This window comes from Marivivens aquimaris (assembly GCF_015220045.1).
In the GTDB taxonomy this organism is placed as follows: domain Bacteria; phylum Pseudomonadota; class Alphaproteobacteria; order Rhodobacterales; family Rhodobacteraceae; genus Marivivens; species Marivivens aquimaris.
The window spans coordinates 2,113,648-2,126,455 of record NZ_JADBGB010000001.1 but is presented as its reverse complement, the minus strand read 5'-3'; the positions used below and the strand labels follow the sequence as shown (position 1 = coordinate 2,126,455).

At 62.5% G+C, this 12,808-nt stretch carries 10 protein-coding genes; 3 read left to right on the top strand and 7 right to left on the bottom strand.

The features are described from left to right. Window positions 1-34: 34 nt before the first annotated feature. From glcF to IF204_RS10500, 3 genes are read right to left on the bottom strand one after another with little or no spacing between them, the layout of a single operon-like run. The gene (gene glcF, locus IF204_RS10510) at window positions 35-1,342 is read right to left on the bottom strand and encodes a glycolate oxidase subunit GlcF (RefSeq protein WP_194096822.1); all 1,308 of its coding nucleotides are present in this window, start codon (window positions 1,340-1,342) and stop codon (window positions 35-37) included. Next, on the bottom strand, window positions 1,342-2,457 hold the full coding sequence (locus IF204_RS10505; protein ID WP_194096821.1) for an FAD-binding protein: 1,116 nt from the start codon (window positions 2,455-2,457) through the stop codon (window positions 1,342-1,344). Before IF204_RS10505 ends, glcF begins: the two co-directional genes overlap by 1 nt. An 18-nt stretch (window positions 2,458-2,475) precedes the next feature. Beyond that, window positions 2,476-3,951: an FAD-linked oxidase C-terminal domain-containing protein gene (locus tag IF204_RS10500; protein ID WP_194096819.1), complete on the bottom strand. Its 1,476-nt coding sequence runs from the start codon at window positions 3,949-3,951 to the stop codon at window positions 2,476-2,478. Between the two features lie 84 nt (window positions 3,952-4,035). Between IF204_RS10500 and IF204_RS10495 the strand changes: the two genes are divergently transcribed. Then, on the top strand, window positions 4,036-4,725 hold the full coding sequence (locus IF204_RS10495) for a DUF599 domain-containing protein (protein WP_194096817.1): 690 nt from the start codon (window positions 4,036-4,038) through the stop codon (window positions 4,723-4,725). Here the strand turns inward: IF204_RS10495 and IF204_RS10490 are convergent. The 4 genes from IF204_RS10490 to IF204_RS10475 are packed head-to-tail and all read right to left on the bottom strand — an operon-like array spanning window position 4,722 to window position 11,393. Continuing rightward, window positions 4,722-6,785: a hypothetical protein gene (locus IF204_RS10490; RefSeq protein WP_194096816.1), complete on the bottom strand. Its 2,064-nt coding sequence runs from the start codon at window positions 6,783-6,785 to the stop codon at window positions 4,722-4,724. The two genes, IF204_RS10495 and IF204_RS10490, sit on opposite strands and share 4 nt — an antisense overlap. Next, a complete protein-coding gene (locus tag IF204_RS10485; RefSeq protein WP_194096813.1) occupies window positions 6,785-9,520 on the bottom strand; it encodes a DUF4159 domain-containing protein in 2,736 nt (911 codons plus the stop codon). Before IF204_RS10485 ends, IF204_RS10490 begins: the two co-directional genes overlap by 1 nt. Continuing rightward, window positions 9,520-10,392 carry a DUF58 domain-containing protein gene (locus IF204_RS10480; protein WP_194096811.1) on the bottom strand — a complete coding sequence of 291 codons (873 nt, stop codon included), beginning with the start codon at window positions 10,390-10,392 and terminating at the stop codon, window positions 9,520-9,522. Before IF204_RS10480 ends, IF204_RS10485 begins: the two co-directional genes overlap by 1 nt. Then, entirely contained in the window at window positions 10,389-11,393 is a 1,005-nt protein-coding gene (locus tag IF204_RS10475) for an AAA family ATPase (protein WP_194096809.1), read from the bottom strand. Before IF204_RS10475 ends, IF204_RS10480 begins: the two co-directional genes overlap by 4 nt. Window positions 11,394-11,461: 68 nt before the next feature. Here IF204_RS10475 and IF204_RS10470 point away from each other — a divergent pair, with 68 nt between their 5' ends. Both IF204_RS10470 and IF204_RS10465 read left to right on the top strand, forming a co-directional pair. Beyond that, window positions 11,462-12,025 (top strand): DUF1285 domain-containing protein, encoded by a 564-nt coding sequence (locus IF204_RS10470; RefSeq protein ID WP_194096807.1) that lies wholly within the window; start codon window positions 11,462-11,464, stop codon window positions 12,023-12,025. Further along, entirely contained in the window at window positions 12,026-12,772 is a 747-nt protein-coding gene (locus tag IF204_RS10465) for a hydroxypyruvate isomerase family protein (RefSeq protein WP_194096805.1), read from the top strand. It begins immediately after the preceding gene. Window positions 12,773-12,808: the final 36 nt, after the last annotated feature.

Genomic DNA, 12,808 nt, shown 5'->3' with positions numbered 1-12,808 from the left:
GCCTGCTCTTTTTTATGGACCTGTTTAGCCCAATTCAGCGCAGGATCGGAACGCTTTCTTGTCCGCTGAGGGATTTTGGCTTTGGCCCGCCAGTGGCCCAGTCCAGCAGTTCGACTGTATGGACGACCGGAACACCCGTGCCGGAGCCGATCTGCATCATGCAACCGATGTTGCCCGCGCTGATGACATCGGGCTTCAGCGCCTCAAGTGTGCCGATCTTGCGGCGTTTCAGTTCGCCGGAAATCTCGGGCTGCATAAGGTTGTAGGTGCCGGCCGAGCCACAGCACAGATGCGGGTTCGCAGGTTCAAGGACCGTGAAGCCTGCCTTACGCAGCAAATCCTTGGGTGCAGCTTTGATCTGCTGACCGTGCTGGAGCGAACAGGCGGCGTGGTAGGCGACCTTGAGCGGCTGGGCATTGGTGGCGGGCAGCTCAAGGCGGGACAGCAGTTCGGTAATGTCCATCGCGATAGCCGAGACACGCTCGGCATCTTTCGCCAGCGCATCGTTGCGGAACATATGCCCGTAGTCCTTCACCGTTGTGCCGCAACCCGAGGTGTTGATGACGATGGCGTCTAGACCCTTGCCGTCCATCTCTGTCGCCCATGCGCGGATGTTCTTCGCTGCGGCAGCGTGGCTCTCGTCCTCGCGGCCCATATGGTGCGTGAGCGCGCCGCAACAGCCCGCGCCATCGGCCACGACAACCTCTACGCCCAGCCGTCCTAGAAGGCGGATCGTGGCATCGTTGATGTCCGTGTTGAGCGCCTTCTGCGCGCAGCCCGTCATCAGCGCGACGCGCATCTTCGGCTCAGGCACGGCAAAGGTCTGCGGGTCGTCGTTGCGGCTGACGGGCGGGATGTGCTTCGGCGCCATCTCCAGCATCGCGCGCAGCCGCGGATCGGGGAGGAACCTACGGAACGGACGCCCAATTTTCGCGCCCAGCAGCGCCAGACGGAACCGGTTGGGGTAAGGGAGGATACGAGACAGCACCCATCGCAGGGCGCGGTCCATGAAAGGGCGCTTGTAGCGCTGTTCGATATAGGCGCGCGCATGGTCGACCAGATGCATGTAATGCACGCCCGACGGACAGGTCGTCATGCAAGACAGGCAAGAAAGACAACGGTCGATATGCTTGACCGTCTTTGCATCAGGCTCGCGCTCGTTCTCCAGCATGTCCTTGATGAGGTAAATACGTCCGCGCGGGCTATCGAGCTCATCGCCTAGCACCTGATACGTCGGACAGGTTGCAGTGCAGAACCCGCAATGAACGCAGGACCGCAGGATCTGGTTGGCACGTTGGATGCCCGGATCGGTCAGCTGCTCTTCGGTGAAATTCGTCTGCATCAGCCCATCATCCCGCGATTGAGTTTTGCGTCCGGATCGAACTGGCGTCGCAGCCCTTCGGACAATTTGGCAACGATGGCGTTTTCGGGCGGGAATACACCCAAGCGACGTTTGTCCGCTTCGGCGGCGCGCACCAACGTGGCGTGGCCGCTGCTGACATGCGGGCGGATGTCCGTCCCGGATGCGGTGAGTGCCCAGATCAGGCCGCCGCCCCAATCATAGAACGCATCGAGTGGATTGATCGCCGCCACAATTTCCGCCGCCTTCGACGGCTGGGTCGAGATGCGCCAAACGTCACCCTCGGCAGCTGCAAAACGCTGGACGTCACGAATGCCAAGCCACATCGCCTCGCTATCCGTCTTCTCCAACACTGCCGCCTCACCGAATGGAGCCAGCAAAACCTGCAACGAACCTGAACGGTACGACACCGATTTCTCGAACCCTTCCAGCCGCAGCACAGTGCGTGCCGCAGCGCCGCCCGCTTCGGGTAAATGGCTCGCCCCCGACACCTCGAACGGCGATCCGAGCGCCGCAGACATCAACGCTACCGCCCGATCCGCTGAAAGCCCCTCAAACATCAGCGATACTTGCGTCTCCGGCATCGGCTGTGTTTTCAAACTCACCTCGGTCAGCACACCCAAGGTGCCGTGACTGCCGGACATCAGCTTGACCAGATCATAGCCCGTGACGTTCTTCATCACGCGCCCGCCGTTCTTCACGACCTCGCCTCGCCCATCCACGAACCGCACACCAAGGCTGAAATCACGCGCCGCGCCCGCGACCATACGGCGGGGTCCAGAGGCATTGCCCGCCACAACGCCGCCGATCGTGCTGCGACCCTCAACGCCCAACAAACCGCCAAGCGACGGCGCCTCGAACGCCAGCCGCTGCCCCTCACTCTCCAGAAGCCCCTCGACCTCGGACAACAAAGTACCCGCCCCAACAACCAGCGTCAGCGATCCCGGCTCGTAAAGCTTCACGCCCCTCAGCCCTCGCGTGGACAGAACCTCGCCCTCGGCCAGCCCAATGGTCCGCGTCCCGCCACCAACGATCCTGAACGGCCCGCTGCCGCCCGCGACCAACTCGGCCAGTTCCTGCTCTGTCTTCGGCATCATCGTCATTGCCTTTGTGCCTCAAATATCCCGGGGGTGAATGCCGAAGGCAGAGGGGGCAGAGCCCCCAACGCGTCGTGCTTCACTCGATGCCAGTGGAAATACCTTCGCTGGGTTCAGCAGCCATTCAGGATCGAATACGTCCTTCACTGCCATCTGCCGGTCCAGATCGACCGGCGCGTATTGTACCGTCATCAGATCGCGCTTTTCGATACCCACGCCGTGCTCGCCGGTCAGGCAGCCGCCAACCTCGACGCAGAGCTTGAGGATGTCCGCGCCGAAAGCCTCACACTTTTCCAGATCACCGGGCTTGTTCGCATTATAAAGGATTAACGGGTGCATGTTTCCGTCGCCCGCATGGAACACGTTGCCAACGCCGAGGCCGTATTCTTTGGACATCTCTCCGATCCGACGCAGAACGTAGAGCAGTTCCGACACAGGGATCGTGCCGTCCAGACACATGTAATCGTTGATCTGACCCATTGCGCCAAAGGCAGACTTGCGCCCGAGCCAGATGCGATAGGCCTGATCAGCGTCCTTTGCTTCGCGCAATTCCACGGGATTGTGCGTCTGCGCGATGGCCATGATGCGGTCGAGCTGGTCGCGGATTTCGCCTTCGGAGCCTTCGACTTCAATAATCAGCAGCGCCTCGCACATCGGGTAGCCCGCTTTGGCGAAGGCTTCGGTCGCCTCGATGCAGGGGCGATCCATGAACTCGATGGCGACGGGCAAGATGCCTGCCTTGATGATGTCGCTGACGCACTGGCCTGCGACTTCATTGCTGTCGTAGCCGATGAGGACGGGCAGGGCGCCTTCGGGTTTCGGTAGGATGCGCAGGGTCGCCTCGGTCACAACGCCGAGCTGGCCTTCGGAGCCGCAAATGACTCCGAGCAAATCAAGCCCGCCCGCGTCCATGTGCGCGCCGCCGACTTCGACCACTGTGCCGTCCATCAGCACCATGGTTACCCCCAGCAGGTTGTTCGTGGTCACGCCGTACTTTAGGCAATGCGCCCCACCGGAGTTCATGGCGATGTTGCCGGCAATCGCGCAGGCCAACTGCGACGAAGGATCGGGGGCATAGAAGAACCCGTCCTGCTCGACCGCGCCGGTGACCGACAGGTTGGTGCGGCCCGTCTGAACCTTGATAAAGCGGTCAGGATAATTGACCTCGATGACATCGTTCATGCGCGCAACGCCTAGGATCACGCAGTCCGCAGTGGGAAGCGCGCCGCCCGCAAGCGAAGTCCCTGCACCGCGCGGGACGACCGGAACGCCTTCCTCGTGGCAGATTTTCAGGACAGCGGATACCTCAGACGTATTGGCCGGAAGCACTGCAACAAGGGGCGGACAGCGATAGGCGGTCAGCGCGTCGCACTCGTAAGCACGCGTCTCGGCGATGTCCGAAATGACCGCGTCGTCGGGTAGAACCGCACGCAAGCGACTGACGATCCGTTCTTTTTTCGCGATGAGCGCGACGTTCGGGTTGGGCATGTCCATGGCTGACTCCTGTCCAATTGGTAAGAAAATATAACCAATAAGATTTTCTCGCAAGTCCCGTTTACTGCGGCTAATGTGCGCGCCATGACGGTATGGGAACACCTCGCTCTTCTGAGCTTCGGAGATGGCATCGCGGCAGTATTCATCCTGCTCGCGTGGGCTGCGGCTGGTTATTCTATCGAGCACCCGCCGCGTGGTTGGCCATCGGTATCATCGACGATGGCTGACTATCGCAGGTCGTGGATGGCAGCTTGCGAGCTACGGGAGAACCGTATTTTCGATGCGCAGATCATCGGGACTTTGCGGCAAGGCACATCGTTCTTTGCCTCGACGTCGATCCTCGCGATCGGTGGTCTGATGGCGCTGATTGGCAACGTTGATCCGCTGCGCGGTGTGGCGGTAGAACTGATCGCAGAGGACGCGCCGGTGTTCGTTTGGCAGATCAAACTGATCCTCGTTGGCTTCTTCCTTACCGTCGCCTTCCTGAAATTCGTCTGGTCGCACCGCCTGTTTGGCTACTGCGCCGTGGTGATGGGATCGCTGGGCGAACCCGGAGCCGAAGGTGGCCGCCGTACCGCGCTGCGCGCCGCTGACCTGAATATCCGCGCGTCGATCAACTTCACCCGTGGTCTGCGGTCGATGTATTTCGCGCTGGGCGCTTTGGGCTGGCTGTTCGGTGCGGTGGCGCTGTTTTTGGCGACAGTCGCGGTGCTCTATCTGCTTTTGTCGCGCGAGTTCTATTCGGCCCCGCGCGACATTCTCATGCGCGATTAACGGCGACCTTCACGGAGCCAAGCGCCGAGGATCAGCAATCCGGCGAGCATCAGGAACAACCATGCCGGAACGAGCGGAGTAACCGTAAGCGAGGTTGTACGATAAGCGCCGCGCGGCGTGATGCCGAGCCAGTTGCTGCCTGCCGCCAGACGTCCTGCATCCACCGCGCGGAGGTTGAACGGACCGTCCGACATCTCGAGCGTGCCACCGCCGGTGGCGGCTTGGATGGGGTCGATGACCTCATCCGTCGCGATAGTCTGCTCGAACTCTTTCGGCGCGGCAGGGCCGACACCGATGACTGCGGTTAGGTCACCTTCGCTCAGACGGTAAAGACCCATCTGCTCGGCGTCATAATCCAGTTCGTAACGTCCCGGATCGGTCTGGTTCAGGGTGAGTGTCTCGACCGTGCCGTCGGGCTTGGTGATGGTCACGTTGCCGACGCCTTCGGTTAGGGTGCGGCGTGTGATGTGCAACGTCTGGCCAGAAACGTCTGCCCAGAGGGCTTCTTCCTCAAGCTCCGGCTCCTTCATCATCCAGTGCGCAAGGCGGCGCAGAAGTTCGAGCTGCGGACCACCCCCCTCATAGCCGCGATCCCAGAGCCACGAATGGTCGGAGGCGATCAGCGCAACGCGGCCTTCACCTTCACGGCCAAGCATGAGCAGTGGACGGTCATTGATGCCCGACATGACAACGGTGCTGTTCTTGGCCGCGTTCACGTCGATCTGACGCAGCCAACGGCCCCAAGGCGTGTCGGTATCGGTGCCGCCCGCAAACTGTTCGAGGCCCTCTGTCACGGGATGGCGTTCGCCAATGTCGGTTACAGTGGGCAGATACGGCTCCTCCACCACACGGCCCGTCGGCACACCGGGGAGGATATCGCCAAGGCCGGAACGGAAGATACTGTCCGCGCTGCCGTACTCGGGGCCAGCGGAAACCAGTAGCGCGCCACCGTTAAGAACGTAGTTGGTGATGTTGTTGAAATAGCTGTTCGGCAGGATACCGCGACGGCGATAGCGGTCGAAGATGATGAGGTCGAATTCCTCGATCTTTTCTTGGAACAGCTCGCGGGTTGGGAAAGCGATCAGCGACATTTCATCCACCGGCACGCCGTCCTGCTTTTCCGGCGGGCGGAGGATGGTGAAGTGCACGAGGTCGACCGCGCTGTCCGATTTCAGCAGGTTGCGCCAAGTGCGCTCCCCCGGATGCGGTTCGCCCGACACGAGCAGCACGCGGAGGCGGTCTCGCACGCCGTTCATCTGAATGACGGCGGCATTGTTGCGGTCGGTCAGTTCACCATCGACGGTGGGCGTGCGGAATTCGAGCACGTTCATCCCGCCATGGGGCAGGGTGATCGGCAGGTCGATGGACTGACCGAGCGGGATTTCGAATTCGAGCGGCTCTTGTCCGTCGATGGAAATTGTCAGCGGTGTAAAGGCCGATGTCGGCGCACGGCCCTGATCCTCGATCATCAAGGTCAGCGTCACGGGCTCGCCGATGATGGCGAAGGCAGGCGCGTTGCTGACCACGAGGCGGCGGTCCCAATCGTCAGGCTCGCCCGATTGCAGAAGGTGCACTGGCGCGGGAACGTCTGGCGCCATTTCCATGTCGTGAATGCGTCCATCGGACAGGAAGAATACGCCCGCGACACGGCTCATCGGTTCTTCGGCAAGCGCGGCGGTCAGGGCTGTCATCGCCTCGGTGCCGGCGTCCCCTTCGGCGTCTCCCACAATGACTTCGCGCAATTCAGTGTTCGGCAGGCGCGCGATGCGGTTGCGCAGGGTCTCCAGCGCCTCGGTCGTTTGGTCGGGACGGGTGGAGACCTGCTGGCTTGCGCTTCGGTCGATGACGGCGATGACGATGTCGGAAAGCTCTTGCCGTTCCTCGCTCTGGTAAGCGGGGTTGGCGATGGCGATGAGCAAGGCAGTCGCGCCGAGCGCACGAAGCCACCAGCCCGCCATGCGGCGCCAGATCGACAGCCCGACCGTCAACACGGCAAGCGCCACAATGGCCCAGAAAACGGGCCACGCGATCAAGGGGGCGAAGACGATATTACCGGTCATCATTGCCCCAATCGGTCGAGTAGATCAGGCACGTGCACCTGATCGGATTTGTAGTTACCCGTCAGCACATTCATCACGAGGTTGATGCCGAAGCGGTAGGAAATCTCGCGCTGCTGTTGGCCAGCGGAGCCGCGACCGACGGGATAGATCGGCTGGCCGTAGTCATTTGCCGCCCAAGCCGCGGCCCAATCGTTTCCTCCGATGACAACTGGCGTGACGCCGTCGTTGAGGTTGCGGAACGGCATCCCTTCGATCTGCTGGGCGGCGGGGTCCGACGCCTCGGCCCAGATCTGGCCATTGTAGCGACCGGGGAAGTCCTGAAGCAGATAGAACGTGCGGGTCAGAATGTGGTCGGCAGGCACGGGTTCGAGCGGCGGAATATCGAGGCCCGCCGCAATCGCTTGCAGCTTGCGCCCCTCGGCGGTCGTGTTGCCATAGGTCGCGCGGTCGGCGTCGCGGGTGTCGAACAGGATCATGCCGCCCGTGGCGAGGTAGCGGTTGAGCTTGGCGTAGGCCTCGGCGCTCGGAAGCGGTTGATCTGCGTTGACGGGCCAGTAGAGCAGGGGAAACACGGACAGCTCGTCGGTTTCCAGATCGACGCCCATCGGGCGGCCTGGTTCGACGGAGGTGCGGCGGAAGAGCATATCGGACAGGCCGTAAAGTCCTTGGTGAGCCATTTCGTCCAGTCCGTCATCGCCCGTCAGAACATGGGCAAGCACGACTTCGGAGGCGGCGCGGATCAGATCGTCGTCCTGCGCCTGCGAAGGGTGCGGCTGGAGGATGTACATCGCGGCCAGCACTGTTGCCGCATGACGCAGACGCCCCGTTAGGCCGAGGGTGCCGATGACGTCGAGGGTCAGAAGGATCAGGGCGGAGATCAGGAACCAAACGGTCAAATCACGCTCCTCTGCCGCTTGCGGGCGTTCGATGTCGGTGCCATTCGGCCAGTTCGCTGCGGTTAGCGTCTGGTCTGCGGTGATTGTGTTGACGGCGAGCAGGCGATCCTGACCACGATAAAGTCCGGGCGGCAGGTCTGGGCCGACTTTGCCTGTCGCGATGACTTCACCCTCATAGGCAACAGTTTCATCCTCGCGCGCGAGACCGCCGTCAGCAAGCAAACGCTGGTCTAGCGACCAGATCGTGCCCTCGAACTCCGCCGCATCCGGCGCGGCGGGGCGCACGGCGATGGCGAGGCGTTCGAGCATCGCGGGAAACAGGCCCGATAGCGGCAGGGTCGACCATTCGGCGTTCGCAGTGACATGGAACAGCACGATCTGGCCCGCGCCGCTTTCCTTGCGCGTGACGAGCGGCGTGCCGTCGGCAAGTTCAGCGATCACGCGGTCGGCGAGCGTCGGGTCGGGTTGGGCGACGACTTGGGTGGACACGGTGACGTCGTTCGAGATCGGGAGGCCGACGAAAGGCGAGCCGTCCTTGAACGGGGCCAGCGCCTTGGGTTCTCCCCAGCTCATCGTGCCGCCTACGGTACGTCCGCCGGTCCGGAGGCGAACGGGCAGCAGGTCGTCTTCGCCCGTGCGGCTTATGTCGGAACTGGCGAGGCGCGGACCTGCAAAACGCACCAGCATCCCTCTGTCATCGACCCAAGCAGCCAGCGCCTCGGCCTCTTGCTGGGGCAGGGCGGCGGTGTCGGTCAGGATGATGATATCGGGATTGGCGGGGATCGCATCGGCGAGCGGTACTTCGATCAGTTCAGCATTCGGGGCAAGCGCTTCGCGCAAATAGTGAAGCGGCGAGAGCAGTTGCAGCCCTTCCTGCGATGCGCCTGAGGGGATCAGGGCGATCTCGCGGCGTTTCAGGCTGTCATCGGTGAGCGAAACGGCACCTGCGGTCGGCTGGCCGATGATCTCGAAACGGGTCAGACGGTTGCGGATCTCAGGAGGCAGGTCGAATGTGAGCGTCGCGGTTAGCGCGCCCTCCGGGAAAGTGACGGGCTGGCGGGACAATTCGCGCTCAACACCTGCCGGATCGCGTCCGATTGCGGCGATGGTCACAGGGTCTTCGGACGGTAGGGAGCGCAGCACATCAAGGCTGATCGCGCCGTCATCAAAGCGGGCGGGATGCAGGCCGTACACGGGGCGCAGGCGTTCGAAAACGGTAACAGCGCCGTGGTCTTCGAGAGTGGCAATCACGCTGCGGCTCTCTCTGTCGAGGCCATCGGAAAGCCAGTAGGTGTCGAAATCACCGTCTAGCGTGGCGACCCAGTCGGTCACCTCGGCATCGTCGGGCTGCCACGCGCTCGGGCGGATCGCGCCGATCAGACGCTCGGCGGCCTCGGCGCTTTGGAACACGGGGCCGTCGGCGGGCAGGTCTGTGAGCGACGCGACGGCGACGGTGCGGCCCTGACGGCCCGCATTTGCGACAAGCGCCTCGATGCGGGACATGCGGGCGGTCCAGTCGTTCGCTTCCGCCCAACTGCCATCGGTGAGGATCAGGAGCGGGTCGGTGCCTTGTTCGCGGTTTTCGGGGTTCAGGACAGGGCCTGCGAAACCGACGATAATTGCGGCGAGCGCCAGCATGCGAAGCAGCAGCAGCCACCACGGCGTGCGGTCGGTCTGCACGCTGTCGTCGGTCAGCCCCAGCAGCAGCGCGACGCCGGGAAAGCGGCGGCGGATCGGTGCGGGCGGGATGGCGCGGAGCAGCAGTATCAGCAGCGGCAGCGCAATCGCTGCAAGCAGAAGCCACGGCTGGGCAAAGCCAAGAGGACCGATCTGGAACATCAGCGCTTGCGCTCCAATGCGCCGAAGAGCCACAGAAGGACGCTCATCGCGCTCTGCATCGTGTGGTGAGTGTGGAATTGCCAACCTGCGGTGCGGGCAAGATGGGCGAGGCGGTCTTTGCGCTCTGCCAATCGTTCGAGGTATTCGGCCTTCAGGTCGCGAGCGCGGAGCGTTTCATGCTTCAAGGTGCCGCCCATGGATTCAAAGATCGTGCGACCGTCAAAGGGAAACTCTTCTTCCTGCGGGTCGAGGATCTGCAAAAGCGCGCCGCCGACACCGCGATCTGCAGCGCGGAGAAGGGCGTCCTCCGCCCCTGACAGGTCACCGAGGAAATCCGAGATGAACAGCGCGCGCGAGTGCGGCAGCATCCCATCGGTGACAGGCGAGCCGTATTCGGCCTGTTCGTCCTCGGCCAGAATGCTCGCCATCTGTTCGATCTGCGCGACGCCGCGGCGGGGTGGCAGGCGTAGGCCCGTCAGGCCTACACGTTCACCGCCGCGCACCATTAGAATGGACGTCGCCAAGGCGAGAACGCGGGCGCGGTGGCCTTTGGTCTCTTCTGATTTCAGCGAGGTAAAGCCCATGGACGCGCCACGGTCGATCCACAGAAGGACCGACTGCGCGATCTGCCATTCCTTATCCTGCACGAAGGTGGAATCCGAACGGGCGGAGCGGCGCCAGTCGATCAGGCGTGCTTCGTCATGGTCCTGCGCGGGGCGATATTGCCAGAACGTATCGCCAAGCCCTGCACGGCGACGCCCGTGTTCCCCGAGGATCACGGTGGTCGCTAAGTGCTCTGCCTCGGCGAGTAGCGTCGGCATGGGGGAGGCTAGGTGTTCGGCCTCCGCTCGCAGGGCCAGCGGATCGGTCACGCAGCAACTCCGGTGCGGGTGACGGAGCGGGCGACGGTGTCGATGATGGCGGGCAGGCTTTCACCGCGCGCACGAGCCGCGAAGGTCAGCGCCATTCGGTGCGACAGGACAGGCTCGGCCATGGCCAGCACGTCCTCGGGCGAGGGCGAAAGGCGACCGTGCATCAGCGCATGTGCGCGGGCAGTCAGCATCAGCGCCTGAGCCGCACGAGGACCGGGGCCCCATGAGACGTTCTGGCGAATGGCTTCCGGCGCGTCGGCATCGGGTCGGCAGGAGCGCACGAGGTCGAGGATCATGTCCACGATGGCCTCACCGACAGGCATCCGGCGCAGGAGCGTCTGGGCGGCGAGGAGTTCGTCGGCTGTGAATACGGCGTGCGCTGCGTCCTCTTCGACACCTGTCGTTGCGAGCAGGATATCACGCTCCGCATTGCGGGTTGGATAGGGAACGTCAATGGAAAGCAGAAAACGGTCGAGCTGCGCTTCGGGCAGCGGGTAGGTGCCTTCCTGTTCGAGCGGGTTCTGGGTTGCCAGAACATGGAACGGGCGGCCAAGCGGGCGGTGTTCGCCTGCAATCGTCACCTCGCGTTCCTGCATCGCTTGCAGGAGGGCGGACTGGGTGCGCGGCGAGGCGCGGTTGATCTCGTCTGCCATCAGAAGCTGGCAGAAAATCGGACCGGGAACGAAGCGGAACGCGCGGGTGCCGTCAGCAGCGGTCTCCAGCACTTCGGAGCCAAGAATATCGGCGGGCATCAGATCCGGCGTGAACTGGACGCGGTTTTCATCCAGCCCCATCACGGTCGACAGCGTCTGTACTAGGCGTGTTTTGCCTAGCCCCGGAAGACCGATCAGCAGCGCGTGGCCACCTGAAATGAGGGAAGCGAGGACGAGGTCCACAACGCGGTCCTGTCCGATGAAGCGTCTGGCGATACTTTCCCGCGCTTGCCCCAGTTTCTGTCCCAGAGATTCAATCTCTGCCACCAGATCGGCGGGTGCAGCCATGACAATGCTCCTTATGACCTATATCTATCAGTGAACCAGATAACAGACCGGCTCCCAATCGGAAAAGCATGATGACACAAAAGATTGTGACACCTTCGGCAGATAACATAGCGGCCTCGGCGAAGGCTGCCTCCAAAAAGGGGCCGCCGCCGGTCGATAAATGGAACCCGCCTTTTTGTGGCGACATCGATATGCGCATCGCGCGTGATGGAACGTGGTTTTATCTTGGCACGCCCATCGGGCGGCAGCCGTTGGTCAATCTGTTCGCGTCAATCATCCGCAAAGATGGTGATGACTACTTTCTTGTTACGCCGGTCGAGAAGGTCGGGATCAAAGTCGACGATGCACCCTTTGTTGCTGTTGATTTCGAACCCGAGGAGGGCGGCCTTCGGTTCGTGACCAATGTCGGTGACTCTGTCGTCGCCGGGCCGGATCATCCGATCCGCGTTGTTCGCGATGAAGACGGCGAGCCGTCACCCTACATCCTGATCCGCCGCAACCTCGAAGCGTTGATCGACCGCAAATCGTTCTATCGCCTTGTTGATCTCGGGGAAGAGCAGGACGGCATGTTCGGTGTCAGCTCCGGCGGCACATTCTTTCCGATCATTCCGGCGGCAGAACTCAGGGATTAAATGAAAACCTGCGCGAACCTTTCGCTGCTCTTCCCCGAAGCGGGCGGCCTCTTGGAGCGTATCGACGCTGCGGGAATGGCAGGCTTCACTGCGGTCGAAGTCCAGTTTCCCTATGACGATCCGGCGAACGAGATCCTGTCCCGCATGGCCAAGTACGATATGCAGCTCGTCACCATGAACTGCCCGCCGCCGAACTATACTGGCGGAGATCGGGGCTGGGCGGCCGTGCCCGAACTCAAGGATCGCTTCCGCCGCGATTTTGCGCGGGCACTGCGGTTCGCGAAGGCGCTCGGCGTGACACGTATGCACATTATGTCCGGCAGTGCCGAGGGCTCAGAGGCGCGTTTGACTTACGTCGAGAACCTGCGCTGGGCGGCCGAACAAGCGCCGCACATGTCCTTGCTCATTGAGCCGATCAACCGCACTTCGATGCCTGGCTATTTCCTCTGCGACTTCGACGAAGCCGTCCGCATTCTGGACGAGGTCGCCGCGCCCAACCTGTCCTTGCTATTCGACACTTTTCACGCCGCGATGATCGAGGGCGACATTGTCAAAGTCTGGGACCGCATCGGCCACCGTGTCACCCATGTTCAGGTCGGCGGCGCGCCTCACAGGCATGAGCCTGAAAATCACGAAGCGTTCTTCGACCGTCTCCGGGCGGACGGATACGGCGGCTACGTCAGCGGCGAGTACAATCCCCGCGGCCTGACGACTAATGGCCTCTCATGGGTGAAAGCCGCAACCTGAGGTCGCCGTTCGGTATTCCGGTACCGTTCCGAAAGG